We start from the raw sequence: 21282 nt of genomic DNA on the forward strand, positions 1-21282 counted from the left end.
ACGTTCCTAGGTGGAGCATTAAATATCGATTATCGCGTAAAAATATAGAATCATGAATGGCACACAGTGGATTATTTTCATTTTAGTAGTACAGGTAATTCATTTTCTAGGAACTTGGAAATTATACGTAAAGGCAGGTCGTAAGGCTTGGGAAGCCATTGTTCCCATTTATAATGCAATCGTATTGATGCAGATTATAAATAGGCCCAAATGGTGGGTTATTTTGTTGTTCATTCCCATCATCAATCTATTGATGTTTCCTGTAATTTGGGTGGAAACCATAAGGAGTTACGGAAGGAACAGCCTTTTGGAATCCTGGTTGGTTGTTTTGACCCTTGGATTTTATATCTATTATGTGAACTACGCATTGGATGTAAAATATATTGAAAATAGGAGTCTTCATCCGGGAACCGCCTTGGGCGAATGGGTGAGTTCCATTGTTTTTGCGGTCGTTGCAGCAACATTGGTACATACCTATTTTATTCAACCATATGTAATACCCACAGGATCTTTGGAAAGAACGTTGCGTGTGGGCGACTTTTTATTCGTGAGCAAATTCCATTATGGGGCAAGAACACCCATGACTACGGTTGCCGCGCCCATGGTGCATGATACTTTGCCCATTATTGGAACAAAATCATATTTGAACAAACCTCAACTCCCCTATTTTCGTTTACCGGGATTTACAAAAGTAGAACGAAACGATATCGTGGTCTTTAGCTGGCCTGCCGATACCGTTAGACAATTTTTTAGGGCAGAAGCGGGGGTCAAAAAACCCATTGACAAAAAATCCAACTATGTAAAACGTTGTGTGGGCATTCCCGGGGACTCCTTGGAAGTTCGTGACGGCTACGTGTTTATTAACGGCAAACAATTGGCACTGCCCGGCAGTGCCAAACCCCAGTATGACTATATTATTTATTCCCAAAAAGGGGTATCCTCCAGAATACTGGACCAATTGGGGATTACGGATTTTACCAGAAAATACATATCCGGTCCCGTAAGCCAACAACAGGCACAGGCGATTAATCCCTATTTAAAAGGGTTCAATCAATTAGCCGATGGCCAACTGGAACTCTATACAGGAAACTCAGGTTTTCCTGCTGATGTAATCAGAAACAATCGTCTTTCCCTTAAAGAGGTAACTGATCGGGAACGAATGGTGCCATTGACAGATGAAATGGTATCGACCTTACGAAAGGATGCCAGTATAGATTCTGTTGTGCGACAAGTGGTTCCCAAAGGAAGAAGAGGCATCAACCTCTTTCCTCAAAGTCCGGATTATCCATGGAACTACAGCCAAATGGGACCCATTTATATTCCCAAAGAAGGCACTACAGTATCCTTGGACCTAAAAACATTACCGCTATACAAGAAGATTATCCGCGAGTATGAAGGTAACACCCTAGCCGTAAACGGCAATCAAATTTTAATCAACGGGAATGTGGCCGATAGCTATACTTTTCAACAGGACTATTATTGGATGATGGGAGATAACCGTGACCATTCAGAAGATAGTAGGGCCTGGGGATATGTTCCGGAAAACCATATCGTAGGAACGCCTATTTTCATATGGATGAGTTTTGACAACTTTACGGAACCCATGTCCAAATGGCGACCCCGATGGGATAGAATCTTCACCACAGTAAACGGAGATGGGGAGCCAAAATCCTATTTTAAGTATTTTTTGATTCTCTTGGCGGGTTATTTTGTTGGTAGCTGGTTTTGGAAACGAAAAAAGGCCAAAAAATAACCATAGGTACCTATGACCGTACTCCATCCTGCTTATTTACCCAATGTGGCCTTTTTCTGCGTTTATACGAAAGCCAATGATGTTGTATTCGAAAAACAGGACAACTATCAAAAACAGACCTATAGGAACCGGGCGTATATCTGTACGGATAGGGGAAAACATTTACTGAGTATTCCCATTGTACACACAAAAGGCGCAACTGGTAGGCAACACTACGAAGAAGTCAAATTAGACAATTCCTATGCATGGCAAAGACAGCACTGGAGAACCTTGGAAACGGCCTATAGAACTTCACCCTTTTTTGAATTTTATGAAGATGAGATTCGGCCTTTATACGAAAAAGGGTTTGACCTGCTCTTGGATTTCAATTTGGCTTCCATCCAAACCATTTGTGATTGCCTACAATTGGACTTTGTGGATGAATTCACGGATACCTATTCTCTTGAGTATGAAAAGGATTATCGGTTTTTGGTCAATGCAAAAAAAGAGTTGCCGGACGAATTTCCCGAATATGTTCAGGTTTTTGGAGACCGACATGGGTTTATCCCCAACCTGAGCATTCTGGACGTACTTTTCAACTTGGGGCCCAACACCTTGGAATATCTAGGAAATATTGAAATAGACGGGTCCCATGCTTAGGTTCACCTTGCACTATGGTATTCATTTTATAGTCCCGCTGCTGGTGGCTTTCCTATTTTTTAAGGAACAAAGGCTAAAAGTAGGTTTGATACTCTTGGCCGGGATTCTCTTGGATTTGGACCATTTTTTGGCTACGCCCATTTTTGATGCCGATAGATGCAGTATCAACTTCCACCCATTGCACACTTATTGGGCGATGGGTATATATTGTTTGATGCTTTTTTGGAGAACCACCCGAATCTGGGGTATCGCCTTTTTAATTCACATGGTGGCGGATTTGGCCGACTGCTTATTTATCCGAAGTAATCTGTAGAGTGGCCATTATAGGTTCATGGTCGGACAAGCTTTCACTGTAGTTTTTATGGTCCAACACATCGATACCCGGATCGGTTAAAATGAAATCGATTCGCAAGGGGAATTTCCAAAAGTTAATGGTTCTCCCATAACCGTATCCCTTTTCTACGAAGCTGTCCTCCATATCCTGTTTAAGCTCCTGGTAGGCATAGGAATACTGGGTATTGTTCATATCCGCACAGACAATTTTTCTAAAGCTGACCCCTTTCATGTGTTCCCGAATCAAATCTGCCTGTTCCTGTTGTTTCGCAAAAGAATTGCGCAATCTGCCCAGTAGTCTATCCGATCGTTCCCGTTTAAGGCTTCTGGGTCGAACTTTTAAGGATTCCAAATGTAAATTATATGCGCGAAGGGTATCTTTTTTATACAATACATCCACAAAACTTGCTCCGTTCAAGGAGTTTGGAAACTCAATGTCACCTTTATTTATAATCGGGTATTTGGAATATATGGCCATTAAAACCCCTTTTTCTTCGGAACCGACCTCATAATTCGTGAAACTGTAGGGATAATTTTGAAACACTTCATTTCTCAATCCCCAATACCCGAATTCCTGAAAACATAGAATATCCGGGTTTTCCTTTTGAATGAAATCGGCTATTTCCGGAACAATGGGTCGGTCATAATTTCGCGGAAACCCTTCAAAACCCTGTATGTTGAAACTCATGACCTTTAGGGCATTATCGTCATAGGACTCCCCGGTATTGAACTGAACAAAAGAACCCAAGCTAAAATAGCCAACCACCAAAACGATAAAGGAGAGCCACAAACGTTTTGGCTTGACCATGAGCCAATATAAAAGAAATAGAAAGTTTGAAATCACCAACACCGGAACAGGGAGGCTTAAAAAGGAAAGGTTGGCCGACTTTGTATAAGGAGCAATACAAGCCAAAAGCATTCCAACAGAAAAAACGATATTCAACCCGTAAACGGTCTTACCCCAAAAAGACATACAACAATTTGTATCTATTCATTACCCGCCTTAAAAAGAAAATCTTTTTCCGCTTTGGAAAGACTTTCGTATCCGGACTTGCTGATTTTATCCAAAATGGCATCTATCTTTTTTTGTTTGCTTTGGGCATCATAGTCTTTGGTACTTCTATTGGATGAAGTGCGTTGGTTCTTGTAAACCGTCTTTAATGGCGCTTTTTTTTCGGTACGCTTAAACATATTGGCAACACTGTCGAAAAAATTAGAAAAACCAGCCCCAATATCATTCCCTTTGAAAAGTTGGCTAGCATAAAGATATCCCAATAGGGCACCTCCTAAATGTGCCAAATGCCCCCCGGCATTGCCACTGGTGGGAAGTTGTATCAAATCCATCAACACGACGAACACACCTATATACCAAAGCTTCACATTGAAAAAAATGACCCTGACCTCTTGGTTGGGAATGTAGGTACAAATAAAGATAAGAATAGCACTCGCACCTGCCGAAGCCCCAATCAGTGCGGCGTTCACATTGAAAAATGCCGGAAAAATGTTATATCCTAACATAAAAAATAAGCCCCCAAGGATAACGCCTAAAAAGTACACGTTCAGAAAACGTCTACCATCAAATAGGTTCAAAAAAATCCTGCCCACAAAATAGATGAGCAGCATATTCCAAAATAAATGTCCAAGACCCCCATGGAAAAAAGAATAGGTTATAATGGACCAAGGTTGCATCAAAAATCCAAAGAAATCATTGGGAAGTTCAAACCACTGTACGATACTATTTTTTGAAAAGCCCAATAGAAAGGGAATGAGTGCGCTAACTATATACACTGCCACATTAATGGCGATGAGTTTTTCCGCCACGCTCAACCTTGCATATTGATATTTTATATTGACACCTGCCATTATCTGTCCCAGCGATTATTGTTAAACTGATTCTTTTTCCAATACCACATCATTAGAAAACCTACTAGCGCTCCTCCTACATGTGCAAAATGCGCAATACCCTGTCCAAAAATCCCGTAACCCGTAATCCCCGAAAACAAATCAAGACCAATCAATACAGGAATGAAATACTTTGCCTTGATGGGAACAGGGAGAAAAATCAGGAAAAGTTCGCTGTTGGGGTATGACATACCAAAAGCTACCAACACCCCATAAATGGCTCCCGAAGCACCGACTGCCGGGGTATGATAGGCACTTAAAAAATTATCAATGGTAGATTTTCCGGCAATATTATACCATTCCGTGTTGTACTGTCCCCTTGTAACGATATCCATCACGGAACTTTCGGTGACTCCAGAATCCACGATGGCATTAAGCCCTTTCTGAAAGTAATAATAGTTGACCCCCGTATGCAGCAAAGCTGCACCTAAGCCTGCGGAAAAATAAAAGAACAGAAACTTGTTGCGCCCCCACATTCGCTCCAAGGGCGTACCAAAGGCGTATAAGGCGTACATATTAAAAAGAATATGCATAAACCCACCATGCATGAACATATGGGTAACGATTTGCCAAATCCCGAAATTCTCGTTTTTTGGAAACCAAAGGGAAAACCATTGATACATTTGGTCCCCATAAATATTGGTCGCAACGAAAAACAAAATATTGATGATCAACAAGTGTTTTATCGCTTCAGTAAGTCTGCTCATTTATATAAATTTTCTATCAATATCGCTTTCTGTAATCGTTGTATATGTTCGCTTGTTGAAAGGGCTCAGGGCACTTTCCTTACAGGCAAAAAGGTCATTGACCAACTCCATCTGTGAACGTTGGTCCAACACCTCCCCGGTTTTGAGCGATAAGGTCTTCGCCAAGGTCTTGGCCAACATATCAACTTGGGAAAAACTATCCTCCTCCAACTCCATTTGGAAATCGGAAATAAGTTGCTCCATCACCATTTGCACCTCGCTTTCCGTCACCACTACGGGCACACCCTTTACTTCCACAGTTTCTGAAGTTATATCGCCAAAAACAAATCCAACGGCACTTAAGCTTTCCTGTATTTCCATCAAAATGGCAATTTCTCCCCGGGTAAAATTGAGGGTCAGGGGAAAAAGTAATTGTTGGCTCACCGCTTCCTTGATCGTAATGTTCCTTAAAAATCCCTCGTAGAGTACACGTTGGTGCGCCCTACTTTGATTGATGATCAACATCCCAGATTTAATGGTAGAAACGATGTACTTTTTTCGAAGCTGAAAGGTTGTAGTGATTGTTTCTGCGGTATCCGCAGATGAACCAAAAATAGAACTATTGATTCCTTCGGATTCCATTTCTAGGATACCGATATCCCGTTGGGGCAACTTACGTTCCAAGCCTTGGTACATAGTTTCCCAACCCTTGGCACTAGGTTGTCTGGAATACCCAGATTCTTTGGGAGCCCTTGATTTTTCAAAGGGATTGAAATCAGCATCTACCGATATACTCGGTAACGATACGGCTTTGTCCTTAAAGTTGTAGGGGGTCTCCAAATTTTGGTCCTTATCAAAGTCCAAGGAAGGGGCCACATTGAACTGGCCCAAGCTATGTTTAATGGTCGATTTCAAATAGGCATACAGGGTATGCTCATCATCGAACTTTACTTCTGTTTTGGTTGGGTGTATATTAATATCTATAGTCGCCGGATCTACCTCCAAACAAATAAAATAACCAGGATGTGTACCCGGTCTGATCAATCCTTCAAAGGCACCCAAGACCGCATGATGCAAATAGGGACTCTTAATAAATCGGTTATTGGCAAAAAAGAATTGCTCCCCTCTACTCTTTTTGGCAAACTCGGGCTTTTGAATGTATCCCGATATCCTAACGACATTGGTCTCTTCGTTCAAAGGGACCAACTTTTCATTGGTCTTTCTGCCAAAAATTTGAACGATCCTTTTTTTAAAATCGTTACCGGGAAGATTGAAAACATCGCTCCCATTGTTGTAAAAACTGAAGGATATTTGTGGATGGGCCAAGGCTACCCGATGGAATTCATCCACAATATGCCTAAATTCCACTTGGTCCGACTTTAAAAAGTTGCGTCTTGCAGGAATATTGAAGAAAAGGTTTTTTACCATCATCGAGGTTCCCTTGGGAACTACGGCCACTTCCTGGCTTATTATCTTACTCCCCTCAATTTTTATATGCGTGCCCACTTCATCATCCCCCGTACGGGTCATCATTTCCACATGAGCAATGGCTGCTATGGATGCCAATGCTTCGCCCCTAAAACCCTTGGTATGTAAATTAAAAAGATCTTCGGCCTTTTGGATCTTTGAGGTCGCATGCCGCTCAAAGCTCAGGCGCGCATCCGTATCGCTCATTCCCATCCCGTTGTCAACAACCTGAACCAAGGTTTTCCCACCGTCCTTAACGATTAATTTTATATCCGTGGACTGGGCGTCAATGGCATTCTCCAACAATTCCTTTACCACAGAGGCTGGTCGCTGAACTACTTCTCCCGCTGCGATTTGGTTGGCAACGTGATCGGGCAAAAGTCTAATAATATCCGCCATTATCGGGAAAAAAATATGGAGAGATCGAAATCAATTATATAAAGGAAGATTAGGATGAGAATGGCCAAAATGATCACGAACCGAATTTTTACGTTTCTATCGCCTTCCCTTCGGGAATCTTCCAGGACATTGCTAATTTTGTTCTTTAAACCCCGTTGGTTTTGTAAGGTACTGCGAAACTGGTCAAACTTGGGTTCTATCCTGTAGGGATTTCCTTTTCCTTTGTCATCATAAAATCTTGGGTTGTATTCGAACCTTCTATTTTTTCGTAAACGTGTTATTTTACTCAGGAATCCCATAAGTTCAAAGTTACTCAAAATAGCAAAAAGCCTCGTATAAGGATCCCTAAAATTTGTTAACAGAACCCTATTGCCGAGCAATTTGGAATGTTGGGAATATCAAATTGAAAATGTGGAATGGGTAGCGGGGCAATGCCTATTTTCCCAATACGGCCATCTTAATGGCGGCAATGGCTGCCTCAGACCCTTTATTTCCGTGCTTTCCACCACTGCGGTCTATGGCCTGTTGCATGGTATTATCGGTCAAAACACAGAAGATGACCGGAATGTCCATTCGCACATTGAGATCCTTGATGCCTTGGGCCGTAGCACTACAAACAAAATCAAAATGCTTGGTCTCCCCCTGGATGACACTTCCTATGGCGATAACGGCATCCAATTTTTCCTGTTGTATCAGTTTTTTACAACCAAAGGTAAGCTCAAAACTACCCGGTACGTTCCATCTGATAATGTTCGAGGCCAGGGCACCGCAATCCAAAAGGGCGGTCTCCGCGCCAAGATAGAGGCCTTCGGTTATGTTGGAATTCCACTCAGAAACAACGATCCCAAACCGAAGATGCTTCGCGCTTGGGATAGTGTCCTTATCGTATTCCGATAAATTTTTGTTTTCCGTGGCCATTATGCCCCAGTTTTGGCGATTCCAATAAAGGCATCTATAGATTTGGCCGCATCAGAACTTGAAAACTCATCCTTGATTCTTTGGAAATACTCCAAGGCCTTTGATTTATTGCCCATTTCCAAGGCCGTAACACCCGCCTTGTACAAAAATTTGGGAGTGGTATATTCGTTCGTACTATGTTTAAAGGCCGCTTCATAATACCCCAAGGCATCGGAGGGTTGGTCAAGCTGCATGAAGGCATCCCCAAGACCACCTTTTGCCAAAGACCCCAGAATAGCATCATCGGATTTAAAATCCTCCAAGTAGTCTATCGCCTCTTGGTACTTGTTCATATTCAGATAGGACATTCCGGCGGAATAATTCGCCAAATTCGCCGCTTTTGTACCACTGTATTCTTCTATTATGTCCAAGAAACCGTATTTACCTTCCGCACCTTCCAAAGCCAGTGTAAATAAGGAATCCTTGGCCGTTGTGCTGTTCAAGGCTTGGTCAAAGTACTGTTGTGGATAATACATTTCGTTTGCCGCGTTCGCTTCCTTTGGTTTCAATACGAACTGATTGTAGGCCAAATATCCCAATACCGCTACAGCGACCACTCCAATGATTCCCAAAATATAGTTTTGATTCTTTGAAACCCATTCCTCCGTTCTGGAAGCACCTTCATCCAAAGAACTGAATACTTCCGCGGTAGTACTTTCCTGCTCTTCAATCTCCTGGGCCTCAACCTTTGTTTTGGGTTTAAATCCTCTTTTCTTGTATGTTGCCATCTCTATTTTTATTGGTCGCGCAAAAATAAAGTTTTTATTGAAATCCAATAGTGTATTTATTCGTTATTTTTGGAAGTCCAAGCAACGGATGCCCTTTGCGAACCAAAAACTCGGAACTTTTAATGTATTTAAAGACCCTATCCCTTCTTAATTACAAAAATTTTGAATCCAAAAATCTTGAGTTCGATTCCAAAATCAACTGTTTTGTGGGGGATAATGGCGTTGGAAAAACCAATATTTTGGATAGCATCTACCACCTTTCTTTTGGTAAAAGTTACTTTAATCCCGTATCCTCCCAAAACATACGACATGATGCCGATTTCTTTGTGATAGAAGGGCACTTCCAAAAAGAGGAAAAGGAAGAAAAAATCGTCTGTAGCCTAAAAAAGGGCAATAAAAAAGTAATCAAAAGGAACGGAAAACCCTATGAAAAATTCGCCGACCATATTGGTGTCCTGCCACTGGTAATCATTTCCCCTGCTGATAGGGACCTTATATTGGAGGGCAGTGAGGTGCGAAGAAAATTTATGGACGGCGTTATTTCTCAGTCGGACAAAGATTACCTACAATCACTTATCAATTACAACAAGGTACTATCCCAAAGAAATGCGCTCTTAAAGTATTTTGCCGTCAACCATACTTTTGACAGGGCAACCTTGGCTGTCTATAATGACCAATTGGAAAGGTACGGTTCAGAAATATTTAAAAAAAGGGTACTTTTTTTGGAGAGCTTTATCCAAATTTTCAAGGAGCAGTATAAGGCCATAACAAACAATACGGAAGAGGTAAACCTGACTTATGATAGCAAAATGTTATCCGATTCCCTAGGGACATTATTGTTGGAAAGTCTTGAAAAAGATCGTGCGTTACAGTATACAAGTGTAGGGATACATAAGGATGACCTAAACTTTACCATTAGGGAATATCCCATAAAAAAATTTGGCAGCCAAGGACAGCAAAAATCTTTTTTGATTGCCTTGAAATTCGCACAGTTCCATTTTATGCGCAAATTGTCACGCTCCAATCCTATTTTACTTTTGGACGATATTTTTGACAAGCTCGATGAAAATAGGGTTTCTCACATCATTTCCTTGGTGAACAAGGAAAATTTTGGTCAGATATTCGTAAGCGACACCCATGCGGAACGTACCGAAGCTGTAGTAAAAAAAATTCATCAGACTTATAAAATCTTTAAACTTTGATTTATGCGAAGGTTCCTAATTTTGTTCGCGATATCGATGGTTTCCTGCTCCGGTAGGGTTTCATTGGAAGATTTACATCATTTGAACGGGTATTGGGAGATAAAGGAAGTGGAATTTTCCAATGGCAGTACCAAGGAATATCCAATGAATACAGTGGTGGACTATATAGAACTTAAGGATGGCAAGGGTTACCGAAAAAAAATGGTACCTAGGTTCGATGGCACCTTTGAAACCTCTGATGATGCGGAACCCTTTAGTATCGTTGAAGAGAATGGTATGTTTTTTATGCGCTATGAAAATCCCTTGAGCGAATGGCAAGAAAGGTTGTTATCTTTATCAGGAGATTCATTCTCCGTGGAAAATCCGGAGGGAATCACCTATTATTTTAAACGTTTTGAACCTATAAAATTAGATTGATAATGTCCAGAAGAGAAAACGACCACTTAAGTTTACAGGATGCCCTCTCCGCCTTTATCAAAAAGAACAACCTAGAGGAAGGTATGAATAAAGTGGATGTGCGCACCGCATGGGCCAACCTTATGGGAAACGGCGTATTAAATTATACCACAGATGTGGAACTCAAGAGAGACACGCTCTTTGTATCGCTATCGTCATCCGTACTCCGCGAAGAACTCAGTCATGGAAAAACCAAAATTATTACGATGTTGAACGAAGAGTTGGGAAAAGAATTGATAAAAAAATTAGTGCTACGATAATTTAAACCATAAAAAAACCGGCCCAAAGGACCGGTTCATCTTCGTTTACTTTTTCTATCTCTTAGTAAATTTCCCTACCGGAAAAATGAAAAGCACCTTCAATAGCAGCATTGGCATCACTATCCGAACCGTGTATCGCGTTTTCGGCAATGTCAGTCGCGAACATTTTACGTATGGTTCCTTCCGCAGCTTCTGCAGGATTGGTCGCCCCTATCAACGCCCTAAAATCCTCCACTGCATTTTCCTTTTCCAAAATAGCGGCAACAATGGGGCCACGTGTCATAAATTCCACCAATTCCCCAAAGAAAGGTCGTTCTTTGTGAATAGCGTAAAACTCCTGAGCGTCCCGTACGCTTAACTGCGTATATTTCATGGCGATTATCTTAAATCCAGCCGCCGTAATTTTTTCCAAAATAGCCCCAATATGTCCGTTTTCCACGGCATCGGGCTTTATCATGGTAAATGTTCTATTTGTAGTCATTTATTGAAATTTTGCGCAAAAATACGCTTTTCCCAAAGAACCACAACTTTATATGGATTTACAAAATGCGTATACGCAATGAAAAGAACCGGTCCATACATTCCCTTTCCCATTAAATTGTATCTTTGCGGCCATGAATTTTGAGCAAGTAGCAGCATTGAAGAATTTGCTTTCCTCTCCAAAAAGGATTGCCATAATACCGCACAAGAATCCGGATGGGGACGCCATTGGCTCTACCTTGGCGCTTTCCAAGTATCTTTCAAAAAAAGGACATAATACCCAGGTGCTCGCTCCCAATGATTTTCCAAAGTTCCTGAAATGGATGCCAGGAGCCGATCAAATCCTAAACTACGAAAGGCACAACGCTGAAACCAAAAAATTCATTGCGGAGGCCGACGTCATTTTTACCTTGGACTTTAACGACTTTGGACGTGTAGGTCACATGGCGGAATGCTTGGAAAATGCGAAAGCGAAGTTTGTCATGGTGGACCATCACCAACAACCTTCGGGATATGCAGTCATTACCTATTCAGATATAAACATGAGCTCCACCTGCGAAATGGTTTATACGCTGATCGATGCCATGGGGGACCGGGATTTAATTGATCAAGACATCGCCAATTGCATTTATACAGGTATCATGACGGATACCGGCTCTTTCAAGTTCAGGGCCACCACCAGTCAGACACATCGTATCGTGGCCGAGCTTATGGACAAGGGAGCGGACAATACGGCCATCCACCAACGGGTATATGATACCAACTCTCCCAGCAGATTGCATCTTTTGGGCTGTGCCTTGAAAAATATGGTTATTCTTGAAGAATTCAATACAGCATACATTACATTGACACAAGAAGAACTGGATCGTTACGACTATGAGAAGGGAGATACGGAAGGCTTTGTGAATTACGGCCTTACTCTGGACAAAATTCGATTTGCCGTTATTTTTATAGAGAATAAAGAGGAAGGTATCTTTAAAATTTCCTTTCGATCTGTGGGTGATTTTTCAGTAAACGAGTTTGCGAGAAACTATTTTGATGGAGGCGGACACACCAATGCCGCCGGAGGCAAAAGTGAAAAATCGTTGGAGGAAACCATCGATTATTTTGTATCCCTATTGCCCAAATATAAAAAAGCGTTGACAGCATGAGAATTATTGGCGTATTTCTTGTTTTAATGCTCCTTTTTAGTTGTGAAGGTCCGGAACCTCGAAAACCGGTCCAGAGAAAAAGCGGTAGTTATTTTAAGGAATCCATTGAAAGAAGCAGAAAATTGTTGGAGGCCGAAGAAAAAAAGATTCAGGAAATCATCAAAAATGATTCCTTGAAACACTACACCCATAGTGCATCAGGTTCCTGGTATCATTATCTTAGGGTAAACGATTCCACGGAGTATACGCCTCAGACCAATGACATCGTAACGTTTGAGTACAATCTTTTGACCTTGGATAACGATACGATCTATTCAGAAGCGGATATTGGAACATTTACCTACAAAGTGGACAAGCAGGAGTTATTCCTAGGAATGCGGGATGCGATAAAGCTATTAAAGGAAAACGAAAAGGCCACTTTTCTATTTCCATCCTCCATTGCCTTTGGCTATCATGGAGACAACAATAAAATTGGGACCAATGTTCCCTTAAAATCAACCATAACAATTTTAAACATAGAAAAACAACAGGATAATTTAGAAGAATAACCATTATGATAAAGAAAACGTACTTATGGGCGGCACTTGTCCTAATCATGGCAAGCTGCAAAACCAGTCAAAGAGCAGATTTGGGAGATGGCCTTTTTGCCGATATCAAAACCTCCCATGGGGATATTATCGTTAAGTTGGAGCATGAAAAAACACCGGTAACTGTCGCCAATTTTATTTCATTGGCCGAAGGCAATAGCCCCTTTGTCAGTGAACAGTTCAAAGGAAAAAAATACTACGACGGACTTACCTTTCACCGTGTGATGAAAGACTTTATGATACAGGGTGGAGATCCATTGGCCACGGGTACGGGAAATCCCGGTTATAAATTTATGGACGAGTTTAACGACTCTTTGATCCATGACAAAAAGGGTATACTATCCATGGCCAATTCAGGACCTGCGACCAACGGTAGCCAGTTTTTCATCACCCATGCCCCTACCCCATGGCTGGATAACAGGCATAGTGTTTTTGGCGAAGTGGTGGAAGGCCTGGAAGTGGTGGATTCCATTGCAAATGTTCAGGTAACCCCAGGCAACAATAAACCTGTGGAACCTGTGAAAATGAACACCATTGAAATTATTCGTAATGGAAAAGAGGCCAGGAAGTTCGATGCCGTAAAAATCATGACGGAATACTTTGATGGTGAAGAAGAGCGTCTTGCCGCCATTGAAAAGGAAAAAGCCGCAAAAAAAGCCGAAATTGAAAAAGTGAAAACTGAATTTGCTTCAACCTTGCAGACTCAAAAACAAGAGGCTAAAACTTTGGATTCCGGTCTAAAAATTTTGGTGTTGAAAGAAGGTGAAGGAGAAAAGCCTACTGTAGGTCAAAAAGTTGGTGTAATGTACGCCGGATATTTGGAAGACGGAACCCTCTTCGATAGTAATTATGAAGAAATTGCCAGGAAATATGACATGTTCGACGAGAGACGTTTACAAGGCGGTGGTTACATGCCGATACCTATGGACTATAGTCCGGAATCACCGTTGATTGCCGGTTTCAGAGAGGGCCTTTTGAGCATGAAGGTTGGGGACAAAGTGCGTCTGTTCATACCACCACATATTGGATACGGATCGCAGGGTTCCGGCCCCATTCCTCCTAATTCGGATTTGGTATTTGATGTGGAGATTACAGGGATTCAATAATAGACATAGAACTAATACTAAAAAGCCCGATTTGAAATCGGGCTTTTTTTATGGCGTATGCTGTAAAATTTCCAACAAGAACTTCCAGAATTTCTGTACCGAGGGTATGCTTACGCGTTCATCAGGGGAATGGGCTCCTTTGATAGTTGGACCAAAACTGACCATATCCATCTCTGGATAATTCTGTCCTAATATTCCGCATTCCAATCCGGCATGGCAGGCAACAACATGGGGCTTTGAATCAAATAATTTTGTGTATACCGATATGACGACCTTCAATATTTCAGAATCCATATTGGGATTCCATCCAGGATATGACCCAGTAAATGTCACGGAAAAACCGCCCAGCTCAAAGACCGATTTTAAAGCATTGGCCAAATCCATTTTTCCCGATTCTATTGAAGACCTAGTTAAACACCCAATTTCTATAGTTCCATCGGCGACGGTTACCTTGGCCACGTTATTGGAAGTTTCAACCAAATTGGCCATGTTGGTACTCATTCGATAAACACCATTTTGCAATCCGTATATAGTTTTAAGAAGTAATTCTTGAGCCTCCAGTCCCATTAATTGGTCAAAAGGTCGGTCCAAAACCTCTATGACAATTCCAAGTTTTGGATCTAAACGAGCTAATTCCCCCTTGATTGTTTGGGCTTCCTTTTCTAAAGTTTCCAAAAAGGAGTTCAATTGATTTTCGTCCACATTTAAATGACAGGTACTTTCCCTGGGAATGGCGTTTCGCAAACCACCACCTTGGATGGACGAAATCCTGAAATCAAAAGCATTTCCATGGAACAATAATCGGTTCATGATCTTATTTGCATTGCCCAGACCCTTGTGGATATCCATACCGCTATGTCCACCCGTTAGTCCTTTTATAGAAATCCTCAAACCGACTTCCCCCGGGATTACCGGAGTCTGGCCATAGGTTTTAGTAGCCGTAACATCTATTCCACCGGCGCACCCAATGTCAATTTCATCATCCTCCTCTGTGTCCAAGTTCAGTAAAATTTCCCCTTGTAACAGACCGCCCTTTAACCCAAAAGCTCCCGTCATTCCGGTTTCCTCGTCTATGGTGAACAAGGCTTCCAAGGGTGGATGCGCAATTTCTTTGGATTCCAATAAGCTCATAATGGCAGCGACCCCCATACCATTGTCGGCTCCCAACGTGGTACCATTCGCCTTTACCCAATCCCCGTCCACATACATCTGGATTCCGGCATGCTCAAAATCAAAGTCGGTTTCAACGTTCTTCTGGTGCACCATATCCAAATGTGACTGTAGGGTAATCATTTTTCTATTTTCCATCCCAATGGTTGCAGGTTTCCGGATAATGACATTACCAACGTCGTCCGTAAAGGTTTCCAGACCCAGTCCCTTTCCAAAATCGACCATAAATTGGATTACTTTCTCCTCCTTCTTGGAAGGTCTGGGAACCGCGTTCAATCTTGAAAAGTTCTTCCAAACTGTTTTGGGTTCTAATTCGAGTATCTGGTTTTCCATAAGATTGAAATTTTTCAGTAAAAATACATACCATAAAATCAAATCCCTATTTTTGGAATCATGAAGATGTCCCTCAAAACCGTAATCGCGGTTTCTTTGATTCCCCAAATCATCCTTGTAAAATGGCTTGGTAAAAACACGGATTTCATAGAATCCTATTACAGTTTGGGCCTATATCCCTATGTATCGAGATTCTTTAGGATGCTCTTTGGATGGGTCCCTTTTTCCATTGGGGACTTGCTCTATTTCCTACTTATTTGCATTGCTATTTTTTATGTGTACCGACAATGGGGCTATATTAAAACACATAAGATGAAGTTCCTAAGGGATGTTTTCATGATACTCTCCATTGCCTACTTGACATTTCATTTAGCTTGGGGTTTTAATTATTATCGAAAACCGCTATCTGAGAAATTGGCATTGACGGAAACCAAGGACTATCAAGAATTATTGGACTTTACAGATCGACTTATCAACAAAACAAATTCCATCCAAGAATATATTGTTGGTGACACCCTTAAAAAAGTAGACATTCCTTATTCCCACGATGAAATGATTCAAAGGAGTATTGACGGCTATAACGAGCTTGCAAAAGAGTTCAACTTTTTGGAATACCATCGTCCTAGCGTCAAAACGTCCCTTTTCAGTACCGGACTGACCTATATGGGATATGCAGGCTATCTGAATCCGTTTACCAACGAGGCACAGGTAAATGGAATCCTGCCAAATTTTAGGTTTCCCATAGTGGCCGGACATGAGATAGGGCATCAATTGGGATACTCGGCAGAAAACGAGACCAATTTCATTGGCTATTTAGTGACCTCAAAAAACAAGGACCCGTACTTTCAATATGCGGCCTATGCCTATGTCTTGGGATATTGTCTAAGCGATGTACGCCGAGGAAATCCTGAGACTTTCGACCAACTGTTCCATAAACTCAATCCCGGTGTTCGGGCAAATTTTCAGGAAATGGCCCTGTTTTGGCAACGCTATGAAAACCCTATGGAACCCGTATTTAAGTCCATCTTCAATTCCTTTCTGAAGGCCAATAACCAAACACAGGGTATTCAGAGCTATAATGGCGTGGTTTCCCTATTGATAGCCTACCATAAAAAGTATCCGATGTAAAAAGCATAAATATTCAATGGATAACTTTGTAATATTAAGAAAAGTACCTACCAATCTGATATAATTATAAGTATAGGATCATCGAAATGATTTATTTATAAAAATTCCTATTCAAATATTTATTTCCCGATTTTCCAGTGTTAAAAAAAACCAAAATCAAGGGAAAGCAGCTATTAAACCTTAATTTTAGAAAGACTAATCAAACGAACTCAAAAATGAAAAAAATTATTTTTTCACTATGCCTATTTTGGTGTAGTGCTCTTCTCTTTTCTCAAGATTATTTCCCTGAAAATGAAGGCGTAAAGGCGAACAACAATAACTATACTGCCTTCACGAACGCCAAAATTTTTGTAACACCTACAGAAGTTATTCAAAAAGGGACACTTTTAATTCAAAACGGAAAAGTCGTCAACGTAGGCAGCTCCGTAAACCTGCCCCAAAATACCATTGTGGTAGATTTGAACGGAAAATCCATTTATCCTTCCTTCATAGACGTTTATTCAAAATTTGGGGTGGAACAGCCAAAGCAAAGTGGTGGAGGTAGGCGTTCCCCTCAATTTGAGCCCACTAGAGAAGGTTTTTACTGGAACGACCATATCATGCCAGAAAACGATGCCATTAGCAGCTTTAAGTATAACGAAAAGGAAGCAAAGGAATTGATAGAGGCCGGTTTTGGCGCCGTAAATTCACACATTCATGACGGAATCGCAAGAGGTACAGGGGTGTTAATTGCCCTGAACAATGCAGGTACGGACGCAAATAGAATATTGGATGATAATTCCGCCCAATACTTTTCTTTGGAAAAGAGTGTTGCCAAACAACAGTCGTACCCAACTTCCCTTATGGGCTCCTTGGCCTTGTTGAGGCAGATGTATAGCGATGCAGATTGGTACGCGAACGGAAATGCATCCACTACGGACAGATCATTGGAAGCTCTGATAAAAAACAGAAATCTTGTACAGATCTTCGAGGCCAAGGACAAGGGCAACGTCCTCAGGGCAGATAAAATTGGTGATGCCACTGGTATACAATACACCATTTTAGGCGGTGGCAACGAGTTTGAGCGAATCGATGAGATTAAAGCGACCAATGCCAAACTAATTATTCCTTTGGATTTTCCCGAAGCGTATGATGTATCCGATCCATATCAAGCGGGCTATGTGTCCCTGGAGGATATGCGCTATTGGAACCAGGCACCAACGAACCCCAAGGTGTTGGCGGAAAACGGGGTTTCTTTCTCCTTGACGCCTTTCGAACTAAAATCTATGACCAAATTCAAGGAGAACTTGATGAAGGCCATAGAATATGGATTGTCCAAAACAAAGGCCTTGGAGGCACTCACTACCATACCAGCAGAGATTTTGGGGAAATCGGGTGAGCTTGGCTCCCTAAAAAAGGGCGCACATGCTAACTTCCTGATCACCTCCGGAGATATTTTTGACAAATCCACCACACTTTATGAAAACTGGGTCCAAGGCAATAAAAACATTATTAATGACAAGGACACAAAAGATATACGAGGAGATTACAGCCTAACGGCCCAAGGAAAAACCTATAATGTATCCATAACCGGTGAAATAGCTAAACCAAAGGTAGAAGTAAAACAGGATACCCTAAAACTTACCTCCAAGATTTCCTATGACGGTGATTGGCTGACCTTTTCATTTTCCACGGATAAAGGCGAAAAGACCTATCGCATGATAGGACCGGTACTTCCGGAAACAGATGACCTCTCTGGCAGGTTACTATTACCGGATGGAACGGAGACCTTTTTCACGGCAACTAAAAAATCAGGGTTTGAAGAGAAATCCAAGAAGGAATCGGACAAACCGGACACTCCTAAAATCATGCCTGTAACCTATCCAAACGTTGGGTATGGCTATGCCTCAAAACCTAAGCAGGAAAACATATTGTTTAAAAACGCCACGGTTTGGACCAGTGAGGAAGCAGGTATTTTGGAAAATACGGATGTACTGGTAAAAAACGGTAAAATCGCCAAAATTGGTACCGATTTAAGTGCCGGTGGTGCCAAAGTCATCGATGCTACGGGAAAACATCTTACGGCCGGTATTATCGATGAACATAGCCATATCGCCGCACTAGCGGTCAACGAGGCCGGTCATAATAGTTCTGCCGAGGTAAAAATGGAAGACGTAGTAGATCCAGAACACATGGGTATTTACCATTCCCTTGCGGGAGGCGTTACTTCCATCCAGTTATTGCACGGTTCCGCCAATCCCATTGGTGGTCGCTCCGCCATTTTAAAATTAAAATGGGGCGAGGAAGCAGATGGCCTTATTTACGATAATTCCCCCAAATTCATAAAATTCGCCTTAGGTGAAAACGTAAAGCAATCCAACTGGGACAGTCGTTCACGTTTTCCTCAGACCAGGATGGGTGTTGAACAAGTTTTTATGAACTACTTTCAACGCGCCAAGGAATATGACGAAAAGAAAAAAAGTGGACAACCTTATAGATATGACGAGGAGTTGGAGGTACTGGCAGAAATCATAAATGGCGAAAGGTTCATATCCTGCCATTCCTATGTTCAAAGCGAAATAAATATGATGATGAAGGTTGCAGAAAAATTCGGTTTCAAGGTAAATACCTTTACGCATATTCTTGAAGGTTACAAAGTTGCCGATAAAATGGCCGAACATGGTGTGGGCGCCGGTTCATTTAGTGACTGGTGGGCCTACAAATACGAGGTGAACGACGCCATCCCTTATAATGCGGCCATCATGCAATCACAAGGCGTAACTGTAGCCATTAATAGTGATGACCGTGAGATGATGAGAAGGTTGAACCAAGAGGCTGCCAAAACCATCAAATATGGAGGGATGACGGAACTTGAAGCATGGAAAATGGTGACCATCAATCCCGCAAAGCTTTTGCACTTGGATAATCGCGTGGGAAGTATCAAGGAGGGTAAGGATGCCGATCTGGTATTATGGTCAGGCCACCCCCTGTCCGTTTACTCGAAAGCCGAAAAAACGATGATTGAAGGAACTACCTATTTTGATTTGGAAAAGGACAAAGCCCAAAGGGAAGTCATAAAAAAGGAACGCAACGAACTGGTGAAAATGATGCTTGAGGAAAAAGCGGGTGGTGGCAAAACCCAAGGTCCAAAACAAAGTGTAAAACAAATTTTCACTTGTGAAACTCTTTAAAATCTTAAAATTGAAAATATTCAGCAAAATGAAAAACGTCATATTAATCTTTTTGGCATTCATGATTTATTTGCCAAGTAAAGCCCAGCAAACACCTGCCCCAAAGCAGACAGAAGCTATTACCATAGAGGGCGCAACCGCCCATCTAGGAAATGGCGAGATCATTGAAAGTGCCTTGATCATGTTCGAAGAGGGTAAACTTACCTTCGTTGGGGATTCAAAAATGAAGATTGCCAGAAAAGGTAAGGTAATCGACGCCACAGGCAAACATATCTACCCTGGCTTTATTGCGCCGGCCAAAACCTTGGGATTGGTTGAAATCAATTCTGTAAGGGCCACGAACGACCAGGACGAAATTGGGGAATTGATTCCCCATGTGCGTAGTTTAATCGCTTACAATGCAGAATCAAAGGTCGTGGAAAGTATGCGGCCCAATGGTGTTTTGCTTGGACAGATAGCACCTACCGGTGGGAGAATATCGGGCACATCCTCCATTGTACAGTTCGATGCCTGGAACTGGGAAGACGCCGCACTCAAAGTCGATGACGGAGTACACTTGAATTGGCCAAGAAGCTTTAGGCAGGGCCGTTGGTGGATGGGCGAAGAAAGAGGTTATAAACCAAATAAGGACTATCCAGAAGACGTTGAGACCGTTGTTAATTTCGTTAAAAATGCCATTGCATACGGAAAAGGAACCGCTAAAGAGATGAATCCCGCGTTTGCGGCCATGCAAGGAGTTTTGGATGGATCTCAAAAAATGTATGTTTATGCGGATGGCGAAAAGGAAATTATAGATGCCGTAAACACGTTAAAAGCTAATGGAATCAAGGAAGTTGTTTTGGTAGGTGGCTATGAGGCCCACAAAATAACGGATTTCCTAAAAAAGAACGAGATTCCCGTATTGGTACAGTTTACACACAACCTTCCTGTTTTTGATGACGATGATTATGATCTTCCCTATAAATTACCTAAACTATTGGTCGAAGCCGGTTTGTTGGTAGCACTTCAAAACTCTGAGGCCGAGAATTTTCAGACACGAAACTTGCCCTTTTATGCAGGCCAAGTAGGACAACAGGGATTGGACAAGGAAAAGGCCTTACAGCTCATCACAGGTAATACGGCTAAAATTTTAGGTATTGATGATAGCTACGGCACCTTGGAAGTAGGCAAAAGCGCTACACTATTTATCTCGGAGGGTGATGCCTTGGATATGCGTACCAATCAATTGACCCATGCCTTTATAGATGGCAGGAATATTTCCTTGGAAACCCATCAAACAGAATTATGGAAGCGGTACATGGGGAAATATGAGGGTGAGTAACCTACCACTGGGCGAGACCACTAGGCATTCTCGGTAAACATAGTTTTATTTTCA

At 41.8% G+C, this 21282-nt stretch carries 21 protein-coding genes; 12 read left to right on the plus strand and 9 right to left on the minus strand.

Annotated features, from left to right (window positions below; translation table 11 throughout):
• Nucleotides 1–52 precede the first annotated feature (52 nt).
• The 3 genes from lepB to DZC72_RS14555 are packed head-to-tail and all read left to right on the plus strand — an operon-like array spanning nucleotide 53 to nucleotide 2705.
• Nucleotides 53–1753, plus strand: a complete 1701-nt coding sequence (gene lepB / locus DZC72_RS14545) for a signal peptidase I (RefSeq protein WP_125223627.1) — start codon at nucleotides 53–55, stop codon at nucleotides 1751–1753.
• A 12-nt stretch (nucleotides 1754–1765) separates the two neighbouring features.
• Nucleotides 1766–2392: a WbqC family protein gene (locus tag DZC72_RS14550; protein WP_125223628.1), complete on the plus strand. Its 627-nt coding sequence runs from the start codon at nucleotides 1766–1768 to the stop codon at nucleotides 2390–2392.
• The gene (locus tag DZC72_RS14555) at nucleotides 2385–2705 is read left to right on the plus strand and encodes a DUF6122 family protein (protein ID WP_125223629.1); all 321 of its coding nucleotides are present in this window, start codon (nucleotides 2385–2387) and stop codon (nucleotides 2703–2705) included. The genes DZC72_RS14550 and DZC72_RS14555 overlap by 8 nt, the downstream gene beginning before the upstream one ends.
• On the opposite strand, the gene DZC72_RS14560 is transcribed toward DZC72_RS14555, so the two are convergent.
• From DZC72_RS14560 to DZC72_RS14590, 7 genes are all read right to left on the minus strand, one after another.
• On the minus strand, nucleotides 2682–3698 hold the full coding sequence (locus tag DZC72_RS14560; RefSeq protein ID WP_125223630.1) for an endonuclease/exonuclease/phosphatase family protein: 1017 nt from the start codon (nucleotides 3696–3698) through the stop codon (nucleotides 2682–2684). The genes DZC72_RS14555 and DZC72_RS14560 overlap by 24 nt on opposite strands.
• Nucleotides 3699–3712: 14 nt before the next feature.
• Nucleotides 3713–4588, minus strand: a complete 876-nt coding sequence (locus tag DZC72_RS14565) for a rhomboid family intramembrane serine protease (RefSeq protein WP_125223631.1) — start codon at nucleotides 4586–4588, stop codon at nucleotides 3713–3715.
• Nucleotides 4588–5334 carry a rhomboid family intramembrane serine protease gene (locus tag DZC72_RS14570; RefSeq protein WP_125223632.1) on the minus strand — a complete coding sequence of 249 codons (747 nt, stop codon included), beginning with the start codon at nucleotides 5332–5334 and terminating at the stop codon, nucleotides 4588–4590. The genes DZC72_RS14565 and DZC72_RS14570 overlap by 1 nt, the downstream gene beginning before the upstream one ends.
• On the minus strand, nucleotides 5335–7179 hold the full coding sequence (mutL, locus tag DZC72_RS14575) for a DNA mismatch repair endonuclease MutL (RefSeq protein WP_125223633.1): 1845 nt from the start codon (nucleotides 7177–7179) through the stop codon (nucleotides 5335–5337).
• Complete coding sequence (locus DZC72_RS14580; protein ID WP_125223634.1) at nucleotides 7179–7478, minus strand: riboflavin synthase subunit beta; 300 nt, start codon at nucleotides 7476–7478, stop codon at nucleotides 7179–7181. Before DZC72_RS14580 ends, mutL begins: the two co-directional genes overlap by 1 nt.
• Before the next feature lie 136 nt (nucleotides 7479–7614).
• Nucleotides 7615–8097 (minus strand): 6,7-dimethyl-8-ribityllumazine synthase, encoded by a 483-nt coding sequence (ribH, locus tag DZC72_RS14585; protein ID WP_125223635.1) that lies wholly within the window; start codon nucleotides 8095–8097, stop codon nucleotides 7615–7617.
• Entirely contained in the window at nucleotides 8097–8864 is a 768-nt protein-coding gene (locus DZC72_RS14590) for a tetratricopeptide repeat protein (RefSeq protein ID WP_125223636.1), read from the minus strand. Before DZC72_RS14590 ends, ribH begins: the two co-directional genes overlap by 1 nt.
• Before the next feature lie 122 nt (nucleotides 8865–8986).
• Between DZC72_RS14590 and recF the strand changes: the two genes are divergently transcribed.
• From recF to DZC72_RS14605, 3 genes are read left to right on the plus strand one after another with little or no spacing between them, the layout of a single operon-like run.
• On the plus strand, nucleotides 8987–10066 hold the full coding sequence (gene recF / locus DZC72_RS14595) for a DNA replication/repair protein RecF (protein WP_125223637.1): 1080 nt from the start codon (nucleotides 8987–8989) through the stop codon (nucleotides 10064–10066).
• A gap of 3 nt (nucleotides 10067–10069) precedes the next feature.
• Nucleotides 10070–10483, plus strand: a complete 414-nt coding sequence (locus DZC72_RS14600; RefSeq protein ID WP_125223638.1) for a hypothetical protein — start codon at nucleotides 10070–10072, stop codon at nucleotides 10481–10483.
• 2 nt (nucleotides 10484–10485) lie between these two features.
• Nucleotides 10486–10782 (plus strand): DUF721 domain-containing protein, encoded by a 297-nt coding sequence (locus DZC72_RS14605; protein WP_099543358.1) that lies wholly within the window; start codon nucleotides 10486–10488, stop codon nucleotides 10780–10782.
• A gap of 61 nt (nucleotides 10783–10843) precedes the next feature.
• Here the strand turns inward: DZC72_RS14605 and DZC72_RS14610 are convergent, their stop codons facing one another.
• Nucleotides 10844–11263 carry a nucleoside-diphosphate kinase gene (locus DZC72_RS14610; RefSeq protein WP_125223639.1) on the minus strand — a complete coding sequence of 140 codons (420 nt, stop codon included), beginning with the start codon at nucleotides 11261–11263 and terminating at the stop codon, nucleotides 10844–10846.
• 133 nt (nucleotides 11264–11396) lie between these two features.
• On the opposite strand from DZC72_RS14610, the gene DZC72_RS14615 reads away from it, so the two are divergent.
• From DZC72_RS14615 to DZC72_RS14625, 3 genes are read left to right on the plus strand one after another with little or no spacing between them, the layout of a single operon-like run.
• Entirely contained in the window at nucleotides 11397–12413 is a 1017-nt protein-coding gene (locus DZC72_RS14615) for a DHH family phosphoesterase (protein ID WP_125223640.1), read from the plus strand.
• Complete coding sequence (gldI, locus tag DZC72_RS14620) at nucleotides 12410–12961, plus strand: gliding motility-associated peptidyl-prolyl isomerase GldI (protein ID WP_125223641.1); 552 nt, start codon at nucleotides 12410–12412, stop codon at nucleotides 12959–12961. The genes DZC72_RS14615 and gldI overlap by 4 nt, the downstream gene beginning before the upstream one ends.
• A gap of 8 nt (nucleotides 12962–12969) precedes the next feature.
• Complete coding sequence (locus DZC72_RS14625) at nucleotides 12970–14106, plus strand: peptidylprolyl isomerase (protein ID WP_394340655.1); 1137 nt, start codon at nucleotides 12970–12972, stop codon at nucleotides 14104–14106.
• Between the two features lie 48 nt (nucleotides 14107–14154).
• Here the strand turns inward: DZC72_RS14625 and DZC72_RS14630 are convergent, their stop codons facing one another.
• A complete protein-coding gene (locus tag DZC72_RS14630) occupies nucleotides 14155–15609 on the minus strand; it encodes an aminoacyl-histidine dipeptidase (protein ID WP_125223643.1) in 1455 nt (484 codons plus the stop codon).
• Between the two features lie 60 nt (nucleotides 15610–15669).
• Between DZC72_RS14630 and DZC72_RS14635 the strand changes: the two genes are divergently transcribed.
• From DZC72_RS14635 to DZC72_RS14645, 3 genes are all read left to right on the plus strand, one after another.
• Nucleotides 15670–16737, plus strand: a complete 1068-nt coding sequence (locus tag DZC72_RS14635) for a DUF3810 domain-containing protein (RefSeq protein ID WP_125223644.1) — start codon at nucleotides 15670–15672, stop codon at nucleotides 16735–16737.
• Between the two features lie 215 nt (nucleotides 16738–16952).
• Nucleotides 16953–19907 carry an amidohydrolase family protein gene (locus DZC72_RS14640; protein ID WP_125223645.1) on the plus strand — a complete coding sequence of 985 codons (2955 nt, stop codon included), beginning with the start codon at nucleotides 16953–16955 and terminating at the stop codon, nucleotides 19905–19907.
• Between the two features lie 28 nt (nucleotides 19908–19935).
• Nucleotides 19936–21228: an amidohydrolase family protein gene (locus tag DZC72_RS14645; RefSeq protein ID WP_125223646.1), complete on the plus strand. Its 1293-nt coding sequence runs from the start codon at nucleotides 19936–19938 to the stop codon at nucleotides 21226–21228.
• The last annotated feature ends 54 nt before the right edge of the window (nucleotides 21229–21282 follow it).

This window comes from Maribacter algicola (genome assembly GCF_003933245.1).
GTDB classification, from domain to species: Bacteria; Bacteroidota; Bacteroidia; order Flavobacteriales; family Flavobacteriaceae; genus Maribacter; species Maribacter algicola.